The 20,086-nt window shown below is 63.5% G+C and carries 17 protein-coding genes and 1 tRNA gene; 16 read left to right on the plus strand and 2 right to left on the minus strand.

From position 1 onward, the window contains the following. Positions 1 to 276: 276 nt before the first annotated feature. The 3 genes from rplU to obgE all read left to right on the plus strand — a co-directional run bounded on the left by rplU (position 277) and on the right by obgE (position 2,123). Positions 277 to 594, plus strand: a complete 318-nt coding sequence (gene rplU / locus ACZ0AE_RS05630; protein ID WP_038689690.1) for a 50S ribosomal protein L21 — start codon at positions 277 to 279, stop codon at positions 592 to 594. A 15-nt stretch (positions 595 to 609) separates the two neighbouring features. Next, positions 610 to 870, plus strand: coding sequence for a 50S ribosomal protein L27 (rpmA, locus tag ACZ0AE_RS05635; RefSeq protein WP_038689688.1), 261 nt, complete (start codon positions 610 to 612; stop codon positions 868 to 870). Between the two features lie 200 nt (positions 871 to 1,070). Continuing rightward, entirely contained in the window at positions 1,071 to 2,123 is a 1,053-nt protein-coding gene (gene obgE / locus ACZ0AE_RS05640; protein WP_038689686.1) for a GTPase ObgE, read from the plus strand. A gap of 385 nt (positions 2,124 to 2,508) precedes the next feature. Here obgE and rpsT read toward each other — a convergent pair whose 3' ends face one another. Beyond that, the gene (gene rpsT / locus ACZ0AE_RS05645; RefSeq protein ID WP_019184515.1) at positions 2,509 to 2,778 is read right to left on the minus strand and encodes a 30S ribosomal protein S20; all 270 of its coding nucleotides are present in this window, start codon (positions 2,776 to 2,778) and stop codon (positions 2,509 to 2,511) included. Positions 2,779 to 2,894: 116 nt separating this feature from the next. On the opposite strand from rpsT, the gene murJ reads away from it, so the two are divergent. The 10 genes from murJ (at position 2,895) to ACZ0AE_RS05695 (ending at position 16,071) form a co-directional block, all read left to right on the plus strand. Further along, positions 2,895 to 4,499: a murein biosynthesis integral membrane protein MurJ gene (gene murJ, locus ACZ0AE_RS05650; RefSeq protein WP_463600586.1), complete on the plus strand. Its 1,605-nt coding sequence runs from the start codon at positions 2,895 to 2,897 to the stop codon at positions 4,497 to 4,499. Positions 4,500 to 4,574: 75 nt separating this feature from the next. Beyond that, the gene (locus tag ACZ0AE_RS05655) at positions 4,575 to 5,522 is read left to right on the plus strand and encodes a bifunctional riboflavin kinase/FAD synthetase (RefSeq protein ID WP_463600587.1); all 948 of its coding nucleotides are present in this window, start codon (positions 4,575 to 4,577) and stop codon (positions 5,520 to 5,522) included. After that, positions 5,519 to 8,350 (plus strand): isoleucine--tRNA ligase, encoded by a 2,832-nt coding sequence (ileS, locus tag ACZ0AE_RS05660; protein ID WP_463600588.1) that lies wholly within the window; start codon positions 5,519 to 5,521, stop codon positions 8,348 to 8,350. The genes ACZ0AE_RS05655 and ileS overlap by 4 nt, the downstream gene beginning before the upstream one ends. Beyond that, positions 8,350 to 8,856 (plus strand): signal peptidase II, encoded by a 507-nt coding sequence (gene lspA / locus ACZ0AE_RS05665; protein ID WP_128095195.1) that lies wholly within the window; start codon positions 8,350 to 8,352, stop codon positions 8,854 to 8,856. The genes ileS and lspA overlap by 1 nt, the downstream gene beginning before the upstream one ends. A 55-nt stretch (positions 8,857 to 8,911) precedes the next feature. Continuing rightward, entirely contained in the window at positions 8,912 to 9,862 is a 951-nt protein-coding gene (gene ispH, locus ACZ0AE_RS05670) for a 4-hydroxy-3-methylbut-2-enyl diphosphate reductase (RefSeq protein ID WP_038689676.1), read from the plus strand. 136 nt (positions 9,863 to 9,998) lie between these two features. Continuing rightward, positions 9,999 to 11,561: an AAA family ATPase gene (locus ACZ0AE_RS05675; protein ID WP_463600589.1), complete on the plus strand. Its 1,563-nt coding sequence runs from the start codon at positions 9,999 to 10,001 to the stop codon at positions 11,559 to 11,561. Then, on the plus strand, positions 11,554 to 12,429 hold the full coding sequence (locus ACZ0AE_RS05680) for an HNH endonuclease (protein WP_463600590.1): 876 nt from the start codon (positions 11,554 to 11,556) through the stop codon (positions 12,427 to 12,429). Before ACZ0AE_RS05675 ends, ACZ0AE_RS05680 begins: the two co-directional genes overlap by 8 nt. 517 nt (positions 12,430 to 12,946) lie before the next feature. Continuing rightward, on the plus strand, positions 12,947 to 13,198 hold the full coding sequence (locus tag ACZ0AE_RS05685) for a hypothetical protein (protein ID WP_463600591.1): 252 nt from the start codon (positions 12,947 to 12,949) through the stop codon (positions 13,196 to 13,198). Between the two features lie 294 nt (positions 13,199 to 13,492). Next, positions 13,493 to 15,376, plus strand: coding sequence for a M61 family metallopeptidase (locus ACZ0AE_RS05690; protein WP_463600592.1), 1,884 nt, complete (start codon positions 13,493 to 13,495; stop codon positions 15,374 to 15,376). Beyond that, a complete protein-coding gene (locus ACZ0AE_RS05695; protein WP_463600593.1) occupies positions 15,373 to 16,071 on the plus strand; it encodes a lysoplasmalogenase in 699 nt (232 codons plus the stop codon). The genes ACZ0AE_RS05690 and ACZ0AE_RS05695 overlap by 4 nt, the downstream gene beginning before the upstream one ends. 18 nt (positions 16,072 to 16,089) lie before the next feature. On the opposite strand, the gene treA is transcribed toward ACZ0AE_RS05695, so the two are convergent. Beyond that, the gene (gene treA / locus ACZ0AE_RS05700) at positions 16,090 to 17,718 is read right to left on the minus strand and encodes an alpha,alpha-trehalase TreA (RefSeq protein ID WP_463600594.1); all 1,629 of its coding nucleotides are present in this window, start codon (positions 17,716 to 17,718) and stop codon (positions 16,090 to 16,092) included. A gap of 114 nt (positions 17,719 to 17,832) precedes the next feature. Between treA and ACZ0AE_RS05705 the strand changes: the two genes are divergently transcribed. The 3 genes from ACZ0AE_RS05705 (at position 17,833) to ACZ0AE_RS05715 (ending at position 19,626) form a co-directional block, all read left to right on the plus strand. Beyond that, a tRNA-Thr gene (locus tag ACZ0AE_RS05705) sits at positions 17,833 to 17,908 on the plus strand. Between the two features lie 289 nt (positions 17,909 to 18,197). Beyond that, positions 18,198 to 19,127, plus strand: coding sequence for an RHS repeat-associated core domain-containing protein (locus ACZ0AE_RS05710; protein ID WP_463600595.1), 930 nt, complete (start codon positions 18,198 to 18,200; stop codon positions 19,125 to 19,127). Further along, positions 19,105 to 19,626, plus strand: coding sequence for a hypothetical protein (locus ACZ0AE_RS05715; protein WP_463600596.1), 522 nt, complete (start codon positions 19,105 to 19,107; stop codon positions 19,624 to 19,626). Before ACZ0AE_RS05710 ends, ACZ0AE_RS05715 begins: the two co-directional genes overlap by 23 nt. Positions 19,627 to 20,086: the final 460 nt, after the last annotated feature.

A 20,086-nucleotide genomic window follows, 5' to 3' on the forward strand; every position in this document is an offset into this window, starting at 1 on the left:
CTCTGGCCCGGAGGGCCGGCAAGCGGGTGGGGCAAGCGGAGACGGCAATCGGTCAGCCTACCGAGCTTGGGATTTGGGGGCAATCGCGCACATTGCCAGCCCCGGGTCTCACCGCCTGAGACCTGCCGGGGCGTTACCTGAACAGGATTCAGCCCCAGACAGGGCAAGGCGGGGGGTGACTTGACCCGACCCACTACCAGTCATTAAAATCCCGCTTCTGTCTGCCCTCGATGGCAGCAGTCCATAGACCACAATAACTACAGAGGAAGTCTGGTCATGTACGCAGTACTGGTAACCGGCGGTAAGCAATACCGCGTGGCGCAGGGCGAAACGCTCCGCGTCGAAAAACTCGAAGTCGAAGTCGGCAACGAGATCACGTTCGACACCATCCTGATGCTGGGTGACAGCGACGGCATCAAGCTGGGCGACGCTCTGAGCGGCGCTTCGGTCACTGCCAAGGTCGTGTCCCAGGGTCGTGCTGACAAGGTCCGGATCATCAAGTTCCGTCGCCGTAAGCACCACATGAAGCGCCAGGGTCACCGTCAGTACTACACCGAAATCGAGATCACCGGCATTGCCGGTGGCAGCAAGTAATAAGGAGAACCAGTCATGGCACATAAAAAAGGCGTAGGCTCTTCGCGCAACGGTCGCGACTCCAACCCGAAGTACCTCGGCGTCAAGATCTTCGGTGGCCAGGCCATCGATGCCGGCAACATCATCGTGCGTCAGCGCGGCACCCAGTTCCACCCGGGTAGCGGCGTTGGCCTCGGCCGTGACCACACCCTGTTCGCGCTCGTCGACGGCAAGGTGGAGTTCTCGGTCAAGGGCCCGAAGAAGCGTCGTACCGTCAGCGTCGTCGCCGAAGCCTGATCTTCGCGATACGCAGGCGCCCACGCCTAGCGCGTGGGGCCGCTGACGAAAGCCCCGCTTCGGCGGGGTTTTTGTTTTTTGTTTTTGTTCGAACATGGGCGGGGATCCTTCCCGCCACCGTCCACGGATCGTACCGGGGACGTTAGACTCTGCGGTCGGGTGCATCCGCTGCCCGCCGCCTCCAGTTGGCATCCAGAATCATGAAACTTGTAGACGAAGCAGAAATCCAGGTCACCGCCGGCAATGGCGGCAACGGCTGCGTCGGTTTCCGTCGCGAGAAGTTCATTCCGCTGGGCGGCCCGGACGGTGGCGATGGTGGCAATGGCGGCAACGTCTGGATCCGCGCCGACGCCAACCTGAACACCTTGGTCGACTTCCGCCACGAGCGCATCTTCAAGGCGCAGCGCGGTGAGAACGGCATGGGCCGCCAGGCCTACGGCAAGGGCGGCGAAGACCTGGTCATCACCGTGCCGGTTGGCACCGTGGTCATGAACGTGGCCACCGATGAAATCATCGGCGACCTGACCCAGCACGACGACCGCCTGCTGGTGGCCAAGGGCGGCCGCGGCGGCCTGGGCAACATGCATTTCAAGAGCTCCACCAACCGTTCGCCGCGCCAGGCGCTGCCGGGCGAAGAGGGTGAAGAGCGCCTGCTCAAGCTGGAGCTGAAGCTGCTGGCCGACGTGGGCCTGCTGGGCTTCCCCAATGCCGGCAAGAGCACCCTGATCCGTGCGGTGTCCGCCGCCACGCCGAAGGTGGCCGATTACCCGTTCACCACGCTGTACCCGAACCTGGGTGTGGTGCGCGTTGAAAATTACCGCAGCTTCGTCATCGCCGACATTCCGGGCCTGATCGAAGGGGCCGCCGACGGTGCCGGCCTGGGCGCGCAGTTCCTGCGCCACCTGCAGCGCACCCGTCTGCTGCTGCACCTGGTGGACATCTCCCCGATGGAAGGTGGCGTGGAAGGTGTCTCGCCGATCGAGCAGGTCCGTGCGATCGAGCGCGAGCTGGAAAAGCACGATCCGGAGCTGCTGGACAAGCCGCGTTGGCTGGTGCTGAACAAGGCCGACCTGATGTTCGAGGACGAGGCCAAGGCCGCGGCCGAGAAGATCGTCGCCGAGCTGGGCTGGACCCAGCCGTGGTACCTGGTCTCGGCGCTGGGCCGTGAAGGCACCTGGCCGATCATGACCAACATCATGGCCTTCTTCGATCGCCAGAAGGAAGACGAGGCGCAAGCGCGCGATGCGTACTGAGCGCCTCCGCGCGCCCCTGAACAACCCGGCTGCGGCCGGGTTTTTCTGTGGTGCGCCCGCACCGCGTGTGCAGGGCATCGTCTTGCGGACGCTGCGTTTGAATGGCCTCGTAGAGCCGGGCTCTGCCCGGCTGGCGTCCGACGTTCACGATATTGCCGCGCAGGGCAGCCGGGCAGAGCCCGGCGCTACGACGGTGCTTGCTCACGATATCGCTGCGAAGGTCAGCCGGGCAGAGCCCGGCGCTACGGGGCGGCTTGCTCATGATGTCGCCGCCAAGGGCGCTACGGTTCTGCGGGCAACAAAAAACCCGGCCGGGGCCGGGTCTTTTTCTGCGGTTGGGTCGAAGCCACGCGGGGCGTGGCTCTACGACACCCGCAGCGCCGTATCAGGCGGCCTTGATGGCCTTGATGCGCGCGGTCAGGCGGCTCTTGTGGCGAGCAGCCTTGTTCTTGTGGATCAGACCACGCGAGCTGAAACGGTCGAGGATCGGCTGGGCAACAGCAAAGGCTGCCTCGGCGCCGGCGGCGTCATTGGCATCCAGAGCCTTGATCACCTTCTTGACAGCGGTGCGCAGCATCGAACGCTGAGCCGTATTGCGCGCGTTGCGCACGACGGTCTGCTTGGCGCGCTTCTTGGCGGACTTGATATTGGCCACAGTGGTGGTTTCCTGAAAAATCGGTGTAATGGGAACAGCAAGCTGGAAAGTATGATGGCTCGAAAAATGTACGTCAAGTCAATTGTCAAGAGGGAACACGGGTGAGTTCACCAAGGATGTTGCGGGGTCTGCTGTCTTTCAGCAGCATGACCATGATTTCGCGGGTGTTGGGGCTGGTTCGCGACCAGGTCATCACCACCACGTTCGGCACCAATGCGGTGACCGACGCCTTCTGGGTGGCCTTCCGAGTGCCCAACTTCCTGCGCCGGCTGTTCGCGGAGGGCTCCTTCGCCACCGCCTTCGTGCCGGTGTTCACGGAAGTGAAGGAAACCCGCCCCCACGCCGAGCTGCGCGAGCTGATGTCGCGGGTGGCCGGCACCCTGGGCGGCGTGTTGATGCTGGTCACCGCGCTGGCGCTGATCTTCGCGCCGCAGCTGGCGACCCTGTTCTCCAGCGGGGTGGACACCGACCCGGCCAAGCACGGCCTGCTGGTCGACCTGTTCCGGCTGACCTTCCCGTTCCTGCTGTTCGTGTCGTTGACCGCGCTGGCGGGCGGCGCCCTGAACAGCTTCCAGCGTTTTGCGATGCCGGCGCTGACCCCGGTCATCCTCAACCTGTGCATGATCGCCGGCGCGGTGTGGCTGGCGCCCCGGCTGGGCGGCACCCCGGAGAAGCAGATCCTGGCCCTGGGCTGGGCGGTGCTGGCAGCGGGCCTGCTGCAGCTGCTGTTCCAGCTGCCCTCGCTGAAGGGCATCAACCTGCTGACCCTGCCGCGCTGGGGCTGGCGGCATCCGGGCGTGCGCAAGGTGCTCACCCTGATGGTGCCGACCCTGTTCGGCTCCTCGGTGGCCCAGATCAACCTGCTGCTGGATACCGTGATCGCGGCCAAGCTGACCGACGGCTCGCAGTCCTGGCTGTCGCTGGCCGACCGCTTCCTGGAGCTGCCGCTGGGCGTGTTCGGCGTCGCGCTGGGCACGGTGATCCTGCCGGCGCTGGCCCGCCACCACGTCAGCACCGACAAGGCCGGCTTCTCCAGCGCGCTGGACTGGGGCCTGCGCACGACCCTGCTGATCTCGGTGCCGGCCATGCTGGGCCTGGTGCTGCTGGCCGAGCCGCTGATCGCCACGCTGTTCCAGTACAAGGAATTCACCGCCTTCGACACCCGCATGACCGCGCTGTCGGTGTACGGCCTGAGCTTCGGGCTGCCGGCGTTCGCGCTGCTCAAGGTGGTGCTGCCGGCGTTCTACGCGCGCCAGGACACCCGCACCCCGGTCCGGGCCGGTATCGCCGCGCTGGTGGCCAACATGGTCTTCAACTTCATCCTGCTGGCCGTGCTGTACCAGGTGATGGTGCCGGATGAACTGAAATCGCAGGGCGTGTGGGTGGCGCTGGGCAAGCAGCCGGGCCTGCATCTGGCGCTGGGCATCGCCAGCGCGCTGTCCAGTTACCTGAACCTCGGCCTGCTTTGGTACTGGCTGGGCAAGACCGATGTGTACCAGCGCAAGCCCGGCTGGGGCGGCTATGTGACCCGCCTGGGCCTGGCCTGCGCGGCCATGGTGGCGGTGCTGCTGGGCCTGCTGCACGGCATGTCCGGCTTCACCGAGATGGACAAGTGGCACCGGATGGGCAACCTCGCGCTGCTGGTCGGCGGCGGCGGCCTGACCTACCTGGTGGCCCTGGTGGCGATGGGGTTCCGCCCGCGCCACCTGCGCGAGCATTGATCCGTGGACACCCCGGCTATACTTCATGGCTATCCCTTGCACTCTATCGGGCCTGGTGGGCCGGATTCCCAGTTGATGAGCAGGTTGTTCAGAAGCATTGAAGGCGGGCAGTTGTTCCCGCACGGAAGCGTGGTCTGCATCGGCGCATTCGACGGCCTGCACCTCGGCCATCGTGCGTTGGTGCGGCATGCGGTGGCGCGCGCGCGCGCGTTGGGCGTGGCCGCCGTGGCGGTGGCGTTCGAACCGTTGCCGCGCGAGTACTTCGCCCAGGGCGAGCCGCCGCCGCGGCTGACCCTGGCCCGCGACAAAGTGGCCATGCTCAACGAACTGGGTGTGGATGCGGTGGGCCTGCTGCGCTTCGATGCGCGCATGGCCGCCATGCAGCCCGAAGACTTCGTCCAGCAGCTGCTGGTGCAGCGCCTGAGTGCGCGTGAAGTCTGGATCGGCCCGGAGTTCTGCTTCGGCAACCGCCGTCGCGGCGACCTGGCGCTGCTGCAGGCCATGGGCGCGGAGCAGGGCTTTACGGCGGGCGAAATCGAGCCGGTGGACCTGCACGGCGAGCGCATTTCCAGCACCCGCATCCGCCAGCTGCTGCGCGAAGGCAACTTCACCCACGCCAACGACCTGCTTGGCCGCCCGTACTCGATCGGCGGCCGGGTGGTGCGTGGGCGCCAGCTGGGCCGTACGCTGGGCTTCCCGACGGCGAACCTGCGCTTCCCCAAGACCCCGGCGTTGTCGGGCATCTACGCTACCTGGGTGCACGGCGTGTTCGACCAGCCGTGGCCGTCGGTGTCCAGCTTCGGCACCCGTCCCACCGTGGACGGCGTGGAGCCGCTGCTGGAAGCCCACCTGTTCGATTTCCAGGGCGACCTGTACGGTCGTCATATTGAAGTGGAATTCGTCGCCAAGCTGCGCGATGAAGAGAAGTTCCAAGATCTGGCTGCGTTGACCGACCAGATGCACCGTGACGCCGAACAGGCGCGTCACATCCTTTCCGAACACAGATTGCGAGCCACTGCGTGAGCCAGGACTACAAAGCCACCCTTCATCTGCCGGCAACCGAATTCCCGATGCGCGGCGACCTGCCCAAGCGCGAGCCGGGCATTCTGTCGCGCTGGGAAGACGAGGGCCTGTACGCCCGCCTGCGCGAGAACGCGCAGGGTCGCCCGCTGTTCGTGCTGCACGACGGCCCGCCCTACGCCAACGGCCAGATCCACCTGGGCCATGCGGTCAACAAGATCCTCAAGGACATCATCGTCAAGTCGCGCTACCTGGCCGGCTTCGATGCGCCCTACGTGCCGGGCTGGGATTGCCACGGCCTGCCGATCGAGATCGCGGTCGAGAAGAAGTGGGGCAAGGTCGGGGTCAAGCTGGACGCCGCGCAGTTCCGCCAGAAGTGCCGCGAATTCGCCGAAGAGCAGATCGAGCTGCAGCGCCGCGACTTCAAGCGCCTGGGCGTGATCGGCGATTGGGACAACCCGTACAAGACGCTGAGCTTCGATTTCGAGGCCAACGAAATCCGCGCGCTGTCCAAGGTGTTCGCCAACGGCCACATCGTGCGCGGCGCCAAGCCGGTGCATTGGTGCTTCGACTGCGGCTCGGCCCTGGCGGAAGCGGAAATCGAATACCAGGACAAGACCTCGCCGGCAATCGACGTGGCCTACGCCGCGCGTGATGGCGCGCAGCTGGCCGCGCGCTTCGGCGCGACCGTGCCGGCCGATGTCGAGGTGGCCGTGCCGATCTGGACGACCACCCCGTGGACGCTGCCGGCCTCGCTGGCGGTGTCCCTCGGTGCGGAGATCGAGTACGTGCTGGCCGAAGGCCCGGCCCACAACGGCACGCGTCGTTGGCTGGTGCTGGCGGCCGCGCTGGCCGAGCGTTCGCTGCAGCGCTACGGCGTCGATGGGCTGGTCGTGCACGGCCACGCCACCGGTGCGGCGCTGGAAAACCTGCTGCTGGCCCATCCGTTCTATCCCACCCGCGACATCCCGCTGCTCAACGGCGAGCACGTCTCGGCCGAAGACGGTACCGGTGCGGTGCACACCGCTCCGGGCCATGGCCAGGAAGATTTCGTGGTCAGCCAGCAGTACGGGCTGATGGAGAAGTACAACGCAGGCCAGATCAACCCGGTCGACGGCCGCGGCGTGTACCTGTCTTCGACGCCGCCGGCCGGCGATGTCGAGCTGGCCGGTGTGCACCTGTGGAAGGCGCAGCCGCTGATCGTGGACGTGCTGCGCGCCTCCGGTGCGCTGCTGGCCTACGTCGAGATCGTGCACAGCTACCCGCACTGCTGGCGTCACAAGACCCCGGTGGTGTTCCGCGCCACCCCGCAGTGGTTCATCTCGATGGACAAGGCCAACCTGCGCAGCGATGCGATGGCCGCCATCGACAACGTCGGCTGGTTCCCGAGCTGGGGCAAGGCGCGCATCGGCGGCATGGTCGAAGGGCGCCCGGACTGGTGCATCAGCCGCCAGCGCACCTGGGGCGTGCCGATCGCGATGTTCACCCACCGCGAAACCGGCGAGCCGCACCCGCGCACCGTTGAACTGATGCAGCAGGTGGCCGACCGCGTGGAGCAGGGCGGCATCGACGTCTGGTATTCGCTCGACAGCGCCGAGCTGCTCGGTGACGACGCCGCGCAGTACGAGAAGGTCACCGACATCCTGGATGTGTGGTTCGATTCCGGCGTCACCCACGAAGGCGTGCTGCTGGCACGTGGCTTCGGCAAGCCGGCCGACCTGTACCTGGAAGGGTCGGACCAGCACCGCGGCTGGTTCCAGTCCTCGCTGCTGACCGGCGTGGCCATCGACAAGCATGCCCCCTACAAGCAGTGCCTCACCCATGGCTTCACCGTGGATGAGAAGGGCCGCAAGATGTCCAAGTCGCTGGGCAACGGCATCGAGCCGCAGGACATCATGAAGACGCTGGGTGCGGACATCCTGCGCCTGTGGATCGCCTCGGCCGACTACAGCAATGAAATGTCGCTGTCGCAGGAGATCCTCAAGCGCAATGCCGACGCCTACCGGCGCCTGCGCAACACCGCGCGCTTCCTGCTGGGCAACCTGGACGGCTTCGATCCGGCCCAGCACCTGGTGGCGCCGGCCGACATGGTCGCGCTGGACCGCTGGATCGTGCATCGCGCCTTCGAGGTGCAGGAGAAGATCAAGGCCGCCTACACCAGCTACACCATGGCCGAGATCGTGCAGCTGCTGCTGAACTTCTGCAGCGTCGACCTGGGCTCGCTGTACCTGGACGTCACCAAGGACCGGCTGTACACCATGCCGGTGGACTCGCGCGGCCGCCGCTCGGCGCAGACCGCGATGTACCACATCGCCGAAGCGTTCACCCGCTGGATCGCCCCGATCCTGAGCTTCACCGCCGACGAGCTGTGGGGCTACCTGCCGGGCGAACGCAAGGACAACGTGCTGTTTGCCACCTGGTACGACGGTCTGGAACCGCTGCCGGCCGACGCGCCGCTCACCGCCGCCGATTTCGACCAGCTGCTGGCCCTGCGCGAGCAGGTGTCCAAGGTGCTCGAGCCGATGCGCGCCAACGGTGCCATCGGTGCGGCGCTGGAAGCGGAGATCACCGTGGCCGCCGACGCGGACACCGCCGCCCGCTGGCAGCCGCTGGCTGACGAACTGCGCTTCCTGCTGATCAGTGGCGATGTGCAGGTGCGCCCGGCGACCACCGATGAGGTGTTTGTCAGTGCGCAGCCGACCGAAAAAACCAAGTGCGTGCGCTGTTGGCATTACCGTGCCGATGTAGGCACGGTGGCGGCCCATCCGGAACTGTGCGGTCGCTGCGTGACCAACATCGACGGTGCCGGCGAAGATCGGCGGTGGTTCTGATGAGCGCCGTCCGTCCGCGTCCCAATGCGTTGGTGTGGTTGCTGCTTTCGGTGGCGATCATCGGCCTGGACCAGTGGAGCAAGGCCTGGGTGCTGTCCAGCCTGCCCGAGTACCAGCCGGTGGTGGTCATCGAGGGCTTCTGGAACTGGTTCCGCACCTATAACACCGGTGCGGCGTTCAGCTTCCTGAGCGATGCCGGTGGCTGGCAGCTGTGGTTCTTCACCGCGCTGGCGGTGGGCATCAGCGGCCTGATGGCGTTCTGGCTGTCGCGCACCGCCCGTGCCCACTGGCGCAGCGCAGTGCCTTACGCGCTGGTCATCGGCGGGGCGATCGGCAACGTCATCGACCGGCTGATGCACGGCCACGTGGTGGACTTCATCCAGTGGCACATCGGCGACCATTACTGGCCCTCGTTCAACATCGCCGATGCGGCGATCGTGGTCGGGGCGGTCGGGATCGCTGTGTTTGGCCTGTTCGACGGCAAGTCCGAGAAAAAAGCGGGATAATTCCCTCCTGTTTCCTGCAATCAACCGGCCGCGTGCCGGCCGGAGTATCTGACCGATGGACGTGTTGCTCGCCAATCCGCGTGGTTTCTGTGCCGGTGTCGATCGTGCGATCGAGATCGTCAAGCGCGCGATCGAGACCCTTGGGGCGCCGATCTACGTGCGCCACGAGGTCGTGCACAACCGTTTCGTGGTGGATGACCTGAAGGCGCGCGGCGCGATCTTCGTCGAGGAACTCGACGAAGTGCCCGACGACAACACGGTCATCTTCAGCGCCCACGGCGTGTCCCAGGCCGTGCGCCAGGAAGCCGAGCGCCGTGGCCTGAAGGTGTTCGATGCGACCTGCCCGCTGGTCACCAAGGTGCACCTGGAAGTGGCCCGGCATTGCCGGGCCGGCCGCGACGTGGTGCTGATCGGCCACGCCGGCCACCCGGAAGTGGAAGGCACCATGGGCCAGTGGAACCGCGAACGCGGCACCGGCCGCATCTACCTGGTGGAAGACGTTGAAGACGTGGCCACGCTGGAGATCGAGCAGCCGGAAAACTTCGCCTACACCACCCAGACCACGCTCTCGGTGGACGACACGCGCGGCATCATCGAGGCCATGCGTGCGCGCTTCCCGGCGATGCAGGGGCCGAAGAACGACGACATCTGCTACGCCACCCAGAACCGCCAGGACGCCGTGCGCGACCTGGCCCAGCGCTGTGACCTGGTGCTGGTGGTGGGCTCGCCGAACAGCTCCAACTCCAACCGCCTCAGTGAACTGGCGCGCCGTGAAGGCGTGGAGTCGTACCTGATCGACGGCGCCCACGAGATCGATCCGGCCTGGGTGGTGGGCAAGAAGCACATCGGCCTGACCGCCGGCGCATCGGCACCGCAGGTGCTGGTGGACGGCGTGATCGCACGCTTGAAGGAGCTGGGTGCCACCGGCATCGGCGAACTCGACGGCGAACCGGAATCGATGGTGTTCGCGCTGCCCAAGGAACTGCGGCTGCGTTTGATCAGCTGACGCGGCAAATCTGTCCGGGAATTTGTTGCCGCCCAACCACTCAAATTGAGCTGGCTGTACGGAGTGCCTCGTTGCAATCCCCATTTGCATTGAGCTCCTGCGCTGTACGATATGCCTCGTATGAATGGAGAATCTCATGGAAGAGCTTATTAAGTTCATTATAGTGCCGAGATCCGGAAGAAATCCGGCGCCGTCTCGCCGAACCGTTCACCTCCATGTGGATCATTGGAACGATTATTCCTTCGTTACGATGTTCTACGCTCGATTTTTTGATTCCGAAGGAGTCGAGCATGAGCTAGGTCAGTTAAAGATTGGATTCAAAGGGCAGGCGGAGGAACAGTCAACCTATAGCGTGCTGGGTTCATTCTTCGAAGAGCTCGATGAGTCGTTCTTCTCTCTCGGGCAGGACGTGGATTATTACAAGCGCTTATCCAGTCTCCTTCCTAAGGATCGCGACGTGCTAGTTCGATCAGTGCGAGACCTTGTTGCATTCCCGGAACTAATTGCCGGGGTGGAGAGTGAGGCAGTTCTTAAGACGTCTCTTCTCCGCCATGTAAGTGTTTCGCTTGTGAAGGGGCAATACGGACGAGTGCTAAGGGGCGCTGCCGAACTAACAAATTACAAATTTTCATTCATTAAATCCCCGGTTGGAGATTTTGATGGATTGCGTATGGACTTCAATGTCGAGGCGGAATCTTCTCCTAGTACAAACATACATGCGATCATTGGACGAAATGGTGTTGGGAAAACTACGATTCTCAATGGGATGATCAATGCTGTAATGTCGCCGGGTGGATCAGATAGTTTTGTTCAGAGGGACGACTTTGCTGACGTGCCCATTGATAAAGATTATTTTAGTGCGCTTGTTTCTGTTTCATTTAGTGCGTTTGATCCTTTTGATCCTCCTGAGGAACAGCCGGACCCGACTAAGGGGACTTGTTATTTCTATGTGGGTTTGAAGGATAGGAGGAATCCAGGGGGGCTGCGTACTATCGAAGCACTTCGGATTGATCTTGCGAAAGGTTTGATAGAGTGCTTCTCAAATGTAAGGAAGAAGTCTCGCTGGATTGCTGCGATTGAAAAGCTGAACTCCGATGATGTATTTGCATCCATGGATTTACTCAAGCTGCCGAGCTATTACGATCAGCAAAGCTCGCCTGGCTTGTCGGATGGATTGAGGAAATTTAGGCTCAATATTGAAGAGTTTCTTCACAAGTTGAGTTCGGGGCATGCCATCGTTTTGTTGACGGTGACAAGGTTGGTATCTCGTGTCGAGGAGAAGACTCTTGTCCTTCTCGATGAGCCTGAGAGCCATCTCCATCCTCCGCTCCTTTCTGCTTTCGTCCGGGCACTTTCCGATTTACTTCAGGATAGAAACGGCGTTGCGATAGTGGCTACGCATTCTCCTGTGGTTCTTCAAGAGCTTCCGAGGGATTGTGTATCCAAAATTTGTAGGGTAAAGAAAAGGATTGCTGTGGATGCACCTCTGATCGAGACATTTGGTGAAAATGTCGGAATTCTCACTTCTGAAGTCTTCGGGCTTGAGGTGGCAAGGTCTGGATTTCATGACCTCTTGGCTAAGTCCGTTGATGCGGGAATGAGCTTTGATGAGGTTATTTCTTTGTATGGTGGTCAGCTGGGGTTTGAAGGAAGGGCGGTTTTGGCTGCGTTGGTACACGCAAGGGTGGGGAATGAATAGGATCGAGCGTCCCGCCATGGAGTATGCTGACGTGCTTGCGCTATGTGCAGAAGGAGTTACAGGATCTAGATCGCTTAAAGCCCGCTTCGAATCGAGTCGACAGGCGCTCTTGGAGATGGCGCTGGATTATGAAGTCCGTGCAGAGGTGGGTGGGTTTTATCAAATTCTGCCGTTCCAGGGCTCCGACGACTCCATAGCGGTTGGTGATCTTTCGCCCGCTGATCTCACTAAAATGTACAAGCAGTATTTTTCTGCAAAGGGGAAGCCTGCGAGAGAGGTGTATGAACGTCTGATGCTCGCGGCTCGAGAGCATTGTCCTTTCTGTGGGGGAATTGGAAGGCCTTCGAATTTGGATCATTTTCTTCCAAAGGCGAAGTTCCCTGCCTACGCTGTTTCACCCGCTAATCTTGTTCCAAGTTGTAGGGATTGCAACATGGGAGAGAAGGGCGAGGTTTTTTCCTTGAGCTATGAGAATCAGTTGATCCATCCGTACTGGGAGAATGAGAAGTTCTTCTCCACTCAATGGGTCTTTGCTAAATTCACTGCTTGGCCATCCGCGGATGATAGTGTTATTGCGTATTCTGTGAGTGCGCCTGCTGACTGGCGGGGCTTGGAGCGAGAGAGGGTTCGTCATCACTTCGAGTCGTTGAATCTTCCAAGCCGTTACTCAGTGAAGGCGGCCGAGCAGCGCGGAACAGTCGTGGCTCAGATTGAGGAAATGCTGAAGTTGGGCATGGGGCCAGATCAGATAGAGCGCGTACTATTGGCTCCTGCCATTGCAAGCTTGCCACTGCCCAACGCTTGGATGCGCTGCATGTATCAGGCATTCTCAGATTGGTTGCTCAGGCATGGGCGCGTTCGGCAGTAGTGGTCTGGTGGCGGAATGCGCACCTGATAATCAGCCATCGCGCTAGGCTTTGCGCCTCCTGCCCCGTCAGCCCTGCATCCAGTCTTTCCAACTCGCCCTCCGACAACCGCTGGCACTGGAGGCTCTGAACCGGTGTTGGGCCTCTCCCCGGAATCTCGCACGGGTAGGATGATGCCTTTGCCTAAGAGCATGTAGCCGATGTGCGGTGCCACCACTAAGCTACGCAGCGAGCTCCGCGCGCTGCCCGCGGGTGCCTGCTGCCACTCCAAATGTGCATACGCGCCCGCGACGACGCCATCGTCGCCTGGCGCCGGTCGTTGAACGTTGGAATCTGGAAATTTTCGCTGGTGTAGGTTCGCTCGGCTTGCAGTACCACCATTGGTCTGCGCGCGGGCTGAGCGGCCTGCGCGCAACGCGTCGCCAGTGGCCTAGCCTAGTCCCGACAGTGCCGGGCAGTTCATCCACGGCGTGGTGACTTACTCAAGCGCCAACGCTACGGACTACCCACCGATCACCCATGCGAGCGCACGCCCCGCATGCCGGTTTTGCGTGCACGCGCCAGCAGGTGCGGATCAACCAGCGGCGCCAATCCCGCAACTGCTTCGTCACGGGCGAATTGGCATGTGGCATCAGGATGGAGCTGCGGAATACCATCGCCGCGACGTCTCGGCTCAACACCAAGGGATCGACCTGCGCCACCTCGGTGGCCAGCGAACTGGCAAGGTGTGGACCGAACGAGTTGAACGCCAGGATCCAGAGCCATAGCTGAGCCGGCCCCGGCAATCGGAGCAGCCTTCATGAGTGGCAGCGCGGCCAACTGCTCGTCAATGCGGCGGTGGCGACTGCTGCCGAGACAACCAGCGGTCCCGACAATCAGCGTTCATGCATGCGCAGCGTCTCCAACACTGCAGGGTGCGGCCGGTGTGGCGTGGCCCCGGTGAATGGCGCGCCCCGCTGCCCATGCTTTGCCCGTTCTGGCCGCTGCCCCACGCATGACCTTTGGCCATGGGGAAGGGCAGTGACGAGGGCTAGGATCGGCTCTATCACCGCCGGAGCGTTGCCGATGAACATGCGTACCACCGTCCTGTCCGTGCTGCTGGCACTTACCGCCACCGGCGTACAGGCGCAGACGCCGCCCCCGCAGGATGTTGCCTGGCCGGGTGTGCTGCGCATCGAGGTGGACGCGCGCGACATCGGCCGGCGCATCTTCAAGGTCAAGGCGACCATTCCGGCCAAGCCCGGTCCGCTCACCCTGCTGTATCCACAGTGGCTGCCCGGTGCGCATTCGCCCAGCGGCCCGATCGACAAGGTGGCCGGGCTGGTGGTCACCGCCAACGGCAAGCCGCTGCCGTGGACGCGTGATCAGTACGACGTCTACGCCTTCAAGGTGAATGTGCCCGACGGTGCCAGCGAAGTGGTGGCCGAGTTCAAGTTCCTGTCCTCGCAGGGCGGCAGCCAGGGCCGGGTGGTGATGACCCCGGAAATGCTCAACCTGCAGTGGAACGCCAACTCGCTGTATCCGGCCGGCGTGATCACCCGCAACCTGCAGGCGCAGGCCAGCGTGACCCTGCCCAAGGGCTGGAACTACGCCACCGCGCTGGAAACCGAGCGCCGCGACGGCGACACCGTGGTATTCAAGCCAATCAGCTACGACCACCTGGTCGATTCGCCGCTGTTTGCCGGCCGCTACTACCAGCAGTTCGACCTGGATCCGGGTGCCAAGGTACCGGTGCGCCTGAACGTGTTTGCCGACGATGCCAAATCGCTGGTCGCCAAGCCCGAACAGCTGCAGGCGCACCGCGCGCTGGTGCAGCAGATCTACAAGCTGTACGGCGCACGCCACTTTGATCATTACGACTTCCTGCTGGCGCTGACCAGCAAGCTTGGCGGCATCGGCCTGGAGCACCAGCGCTCCAGCGAGAACAGCGCCGAACCGGGCTATTTCACCGAGTGGGACAAGAACTGGCTGGGCCGCGACCTGCTGCCGCACGAGTTCAACCACTCCTGGAATGGCAAGTACCGGCGCGGTGCGGATCTGTCCACGCCCAACTTCAACGTGCCGATGGGCGACAGCCTGCTGTGGCTGTATGAAGGCCAGACCCAGTTCTGGGGCCAGGTGCTGGCCGCGCGCTCGGGATTGTGGAGCGTGCAGCAGACCCGCGAAACCCTGGCCAACGTGGCAGCCACCTACGATCGCGGCCGGCCGGGCCTGGCGTGGCGCGCGCTGCAGGACACCACCAACGATCCCACCATCGCCCAGCGTCGCGCGCTGGCGTTCCGCAACTACCAGCTGAGCGAGGACTACTACTCCGGTGGCCAGATGGTGTGGCTGGAAGTGGAAGGCAAGCTGCGCGCGCTGACCGGCAACAAACGCAGCCTCGACGATTTCGCCAAGGCGTTCTTCGGCGTGAACGATGGCGACTGGAACGTCCATCCCTACACCTTCGAGGACGTGGTGCGCACCTTGAACGGGATCGCCCCGTTTGACTGGGCCAGCTTCCTGCGCGAGCGCCTGGACGGGCATGGATCGCTGACCGGCGGGTTGGAAGCGGCCGGCTGGAAACTGGTCTACACCGATACCCCGAGCGATGCGGTCAAGGCCCAGGAAACCCGCGCCGCCGGTATAAACCTGACCTACTCGCTCGGCGTCAGCGTGGCCAACAGCGGCGCGCTGACCGACGTGCTGTGGGACAGCCCGGCGTTCAACGCCGGCCTGGCGCCGGGCATGACGGTGCTGGCCGTCAACGGGCGCGTGTTCAAGGGCGACGTACTGAAAGACGCAGTGACGGCCGCCAAGACCGACAAGGCGCCGATCACCCTGCTGGTGCGCAGTTTCGACCGCATCGACACGGTGAGCCTGGACTACCACGGTGGCCTGCTGTACCCGTCGCTGCAGCGCATCGCCGGCAAGCCTGATCGCCTGGCCGAGCTGTGGAGAGCCCGATGACCTCGCGCGGCCGCGATGTACTCATCGTGGCCGTGGCCATCGCGGCCATCGTCGGCGCGGGCCTGGACGGCGATGGACGTTGGGTGCACTGGCTGGCCAAACCACTGGCGACCTTGTTGATCGCTTCGATCGCATGGCAGGCCGTGGCCTCATCAATGTCACCGGCACCCGGCTACCGCCGTGCGGTGCTGGCCGGTATGGGCCTTTCCTGCCTCGGCGACATCGCGCTGATGCTGCCGATGGACGCCTTCGTGCCGGGCCTGGTGGCGTTCCTGCTGGCGCATGTCTGCTACATCGTCGCGTTCCGCGCCGGCATCCACGCCGGGCGCGGACTGGGCGTGGCGGTCGTGCTGCTTGGCGCGTTCGCCGCAGGCAATCTCATCGCGTTGTGGCCGCACCTTCCGGCCGACATGCGCGTGCCCGTCCTGGCCTACGTGGTGGTGCTGGCGTTCATGGCGATCCTCGCGCTGGCCCGGCACTGGCGCGCGCCGGCACCGCACGGCATCGATCGGCGCAGCACGGCGTGGGCGGCCGGCGGCGCGGTGTTGTTCGTGGCCAGCGATTGCCTGCTGGCCTGGGACCGTTTCGGCGGTGGGTTGCCGATGGCCAGCCTGCTGGTGCTGAGTACGTATTACGCCGCGCAATACGGCATTGCGCGGTCGGTACCGGGCGCCCACGGCACGCGCGGAAGTTGATTGCCGCTGCGCCGCAGCTCAGTCTGCGGCGCCCACATCCTGTGCACTGACGCACATACGTCGCGGCGGACACAGCCGGTCCAGCAGCGCCAGGGTCACGCCGTTGCTCCACCCGAAGCCATCCTGCAGCGGGTACTCGCCGCCACCGCCGCCGCCGGCCGAGCCGTCCACCACGTACTTCTCCACCAACTTGCCTTCGCTGTCGTACACGGCCTGCACGGTGTGCAGGAAGCGCGTGCCGATGCGACGCGCCAGTGTGTTCTCGCCATAGCGCTGCAGCCCATCCACGGCGATCCACTGCAGCGGCGCCCAGCCGTTGGGCGCGTCCCACTGCTGCCCGGTGCGCTCCGTGGTGGTGAGCAGGCCGCCCTGGCGCAGCAACTGCGCATCCACCGCCGCTGCCGTCTGCCGGGCCTGCGCGCGGGTGGCCACCTGCAGCCATAGCGGAAACAGCGCCGCTGCCGTGAGAGCAGGGCGGGTTTGACCGCGCCCGATATCACGATCCACATACCAGCCTTGGGCGGCGTCCCAGAGCAGCGTATTGATCGCCTCCTGGCGCGCCTGCGCCCGCTGCTCGTAATCGCGTGCAGCAGCGCGGTCACCGGCCACCTTGCTCGCGCGGGCCACGGTTTTTTCCAGATGGAACAGCAGGCTGTTCAAGTCCACCGGCACGATGGTGGTGGTGTGGATGCTGCCCAGCGCGGCCGGGTCGGCCAACCAGCGGGAGCTGAAATCCCAGCCCGATTCCGCGCCCGCGCGCAGGTCGCGATACACCTGCGATGGCGCGCGTCGGGGCGCCTGCGCCGCGGTGGCCAGATCGTCGGTCCACGATTCAGTACGCGGTACCGCACGCGCATCCCAGTAGCGGTTGAGCAGTTGGCCGTCGGCCAGGCGCACCACGCGCTCGCTGGCCGCACCCGGTGGCAGGCCGTCGGCACCGCGCATCCAGAACGCATGCTCGGTCCGCAGCTGGGGCAGGTAGCGGCGGTAGGCGTCATCGCCTTCGTGGGTGGCCAGTAGATCCACCATGACGCTAAAGAAGGGCGGCTGCGAGCGGCTCAGGTAGTAGCTGCGGTTGCCGTTGGGGATGTGCCCGTACTGGTCCAACTGCCAGGCGAAGTTGTCGACCATGTCGCGCACCTGCTGCCAGCGCCCGCTGGACGCCAGCCCCAGCATCGTGAAGTAGCTGTCCCAGTAGTACACCTCGCGGAAACGCCCGCCCGGCACCACGTAGGGCTTGGGCAGCGGCAGCAGTGAGCCGTGCGGGTCGACAGTGCGGGTGGTGCGGGTCAGTACCGGCCACAGGCCGTCGATGTGGGCCCGCAGGCTTTCGCCGGCCGGGGGCACGTAGGCGGCCGTATCGCCGGGTACCGTGAACTGGGCGGCGACGAAGGCGGGCAGGCTGTAGCCTGGCCGCGTCTGCGCCTGCTGCCAGTGATCAAGCAGCGCACGGGCGTCCTCGCGCGGAATGGCGTCGGCGAAGGTCTTCTGGTCCTTGAACAGGTGAGCACCTTGGACCTGCTGGAACAGCGGCTGCCACTGCTGGTCCGGTGGCTGCGGCGTCTGGCGGGCGGGTTCGGCGGCGGCGCTGCCGGTGCAGAGCAGGGCGGCCAGCATGAGGCCGGTCAGTCGGGAACAGGCGGGCATCGCGGGCTTCCAAGCGGGACAGGGCCACTGTAGGTGGCCTTGCGTCAACGCCTGGTGGGGTGGGGCGGTGCCAATTGACCGCTTGGGGGCCTCCACCGTAGAATTACCTGCTCAGCCGGAATAGCTCAGTTGGTAGAGCGGCGCATTCGTAATGCGTAGGTCGTAGGTTCGATTCCTATTTCCGGCACCAGATACAGCAGAAAGCCCCGGCCTTGGTCGGGGCTTTTTGTTTGGGGCGATACGGCCGTTGGTAGCGCCGGCCGCTGGCCGGCAACCCGGTAGTGCCAGCCCATGGCTGGCAGCCCAGAATTTCCGAGCCGCGCGACTCGCCCCAGCGGCTTCCCAGGCGCTTAGGTCCTGGCACCGTTCCTGACCTCGAAACCGCAACCGGCCATTGCTGTGCTATGAATACCCGGCCTTGCTTCAAGGCTCTTTCAGGGATTGGAGGGATGGGGAGTTTCGGGGGAACTGCAAGCGGTGTGTTGACCCGCTTCAGAGGATTTGAAGATCGAATTCGGAAGTTGGGGGCATTAGGTGCCTGGCTGAGCTGCGTGCTGTTGCTGGGTGTGGCTGCTGTGCCGACCGCAAGCGCACAAACGGTCACCTACATTCACACCGATGCACTGGGCTCCGTTGTGGCCGAGAGCGATGCCAACGGCAACGTGACCAAACGCTATGACTACGAACCTTACGGGGCAGTCGTAGGTGGTCAGGTCGCGGATGGGCCGGGATACACCGGGCACGTAAGCGACTCGGCCACTGGCCTGAGCTACATGCAGCAGCGCTACATGGATCCGAAGTTGGGGATGTTCCTGTCGGTGGATCCGGTGACTGCGTATGAGCAGCCTGTGGAACAGTTCAATCGGTACCGGTATGCAAACGGGAATCCGTACAAGTTCACGGACCCGGATGGGCGGAATGCCACGATGGTGGCGCCGTTGGTTCTCGTACCCATCGTCGTTGGTGTTACTTACTACGCCACTACGACGCCAGCGCAGCGAGCTGAGACTGCGAAGGCGATCGATAGGGGCGTCAAACGCCTGTTCCAAAATGCAGAGGTCGGTGACCCAAGTGGTGGGGGCGCTGATGCAGGCAAACCAAAGGTGCCAGCGTTGCCTAACGGCTTGGTTGGAGACCAAAGTAGCCCGCTCGCCGGACCTAACAAGGCAGGTACAAGAAACACAAGTGGAAATTTGACACCTGAGAATGGTGGGACAGGCAACTACGACGATGACCTCAAGACACTTGCCGGAGATACGAGGCCTGCAGTGAAGGGAGACAGCGCTCCGCCAGGAGCTAAAATCGGAGAGAACGGCGTATTCGGTCGCGACACCAACAGTTCAGGTGGGAAGAGCATAGACATTCCCGCTAACGGAAATAAACCACATGAAACCCTTCACTACGATTGATTCTCTAGCTGATGGATCGCTCTACCTTCCAGCGCAGCTTAAGGGGCTGGATTCTTTCGATCAACTTGATTTGTTGCGTGGGGCGGAAGTAACGCGTTGCTGCATTCCTGCTGCTCAGCGCTCGGATCTTGCGTGGTGGGCCTGTCTGGAGTTCAGTTCTGGGTACTCACTTGAAATTACTTCATCCAGCACCCTGGTTCGTGGCTGGGATGAGTATGGGACGATCAATCTTGCTTTGGCACCAAGTGCCGTCAGCGATGGGGATCAGGTTGGCCTCTCAGAACCGGTGGGCTTTGTGGTAGGCCAGATCAGCATCCTCCGGTGGCAACGTGATGGCATCCTTGTCGATGCGGGAATAGAGTTCCGTTCAAAGGATGGCGGAGAGGTATTCAGTGCAGTAGCTGTCGACATTCCCGGTGCCTTTTCGATGTCGTTTCCTGGAGGAGCCCCCAAAAATTGGCAGTTCCCTGCGGACGAGTACGCGCGGGTAGATGTATGAATGCGTAGGTCGTGGGTTCGATTCCTATTTCCGGCACCAGATACGGCAGAAAGCCCCGGCCTTTGTCGGGGCTTTTTGTTTGTGGCGATACGGCCGTTGGTAGCGCCGGCCGCTGGCCGGCGCCCAGTAGTGCCAGCCCATGGCTGGCAGCCCAGAATTTCCGAGCCGCGCGACTCGCCCCAGCGGCTTCCCAGGCGCTTAGGTCCTGGCACCGTTCCTGACCTCGAAACCGCAACCGGCCATTGCTGTGCTATGAATACCCGGCCTTGCTTCAAGGCTCTTTCAGGGATTGGAAGGATGCGCAAGTTAGGGGGAGCTGTACGCGGTGTGTCGACCCGCTTCAGGGGAATTGAAGGTCGAATTCGGAAGCTGGGAGCATTAGGCGCCTGGCTGTGCTGCGTGCTGCTGATCGGCCCTGGCCTGTCGTCAGCCGCAACTGCCTAGACGACGGTCACGTACA

This window comes from Stenotrophomonas sp. AC248 (assembly GCF_979258185.1).

Bases quoted from the DNA above. Each gene is read 5' to 3' on its own strand.
- ACZ0AE_RS05690 (WP_463600592.1), top strand. From the start codon at position 13,493: ATGAACATGCGTACCACCGTCCTGTCCGTGCTGCTGGCACTTACCGCC.
- lspA (WP_128095195.1), top strand. From the start codon at position 8,350: ATGAGCGCCGTCCGTCCGCGTCCCAATGCGTTGGTGTGGTTGCTGCTT.
- ACZ0AE_RS05655 (WP_463600587.1), top strand. From the start codon at position 4,575: ATGAGCAGGTTGTTCAGAAGCATTGAAGGCGGGCAGTTGTTCCCGCAC.
- murJ (WP_463600586.1), top strand. From the start codon at position 2,895: ATGTTGCGGGGTCTGCTGTCTTTCAGCAGCATGACCATGATTTCGCGG.
- ACZ0AE_RS05675 (WP_463600589.1), top strand. From the start codon at position 9,999: ATGGAAGAGCTTATTAAGTTCATTATAGTGCCGAGATCCGGAAGAAAT.
- rpmA (WP_038689688.1), top strand. From the start codon at position 610: ATGGCACATAAAAAAGGCGTAGGCTCTTCGCGCAACGGTCGCGACTCC.
- ACZ0AE_RS05680 (WP_463600590.1), top strand. From the start codon at position 11,554: ATGAATAGGATCGAGCGTCCCGCCATGGAGTATGCTGACGTGCTTGCG.
- rplU (WP_038689690.1), top strand. From the start codon at position 277: ATGTACGCAGTACTGGTAACCGGCGGTAAGCAATACCGCGTGGCGCAG.
- ACZ0AE_RS05685 (WP_463600591.1), top strand. From the start codon at position 12,947: ATGCGAGCGCACGCCCCGCATGCCGGTTTTGCGTGCACGCGCCAGCAG.
- ACZ0AE_RS05695 (WP_463600593.1), top strand. From the start codon at position 15,373: ATGACCTCGCGCGGCCGCGATGTACTCATCGTGGCCGTGGCCATCGCG.
- obgE (WP_038689686.1), top strand. From the start codon at position 1,071: ATGAAACTTGTAGACGAAGCAGAAATCCAGGTCACCGCCGGCAATGGC.
- treA (WP_463600594.1), bottom strand. From the start codon at position 17,718: ATGCCCGCCTGTTCCCGACTGACCGGCCTCATGCTGGCCGCCCTGCTC.
- ACZ0AE_RS05715 (WP_463600596.1), top strand. From the start codon at position 19,105: ATGAAACCCTTCACTACGATTGATTCTCTAGCTGATGGATCGCTCTAC.
- ispH (WP_038689676.1), top strand. From the start codon at position 8,912: ATGGACGTGTTGCTCGCCAATCCGCGTGGTTTCTGTGCCGGTGTCGAT.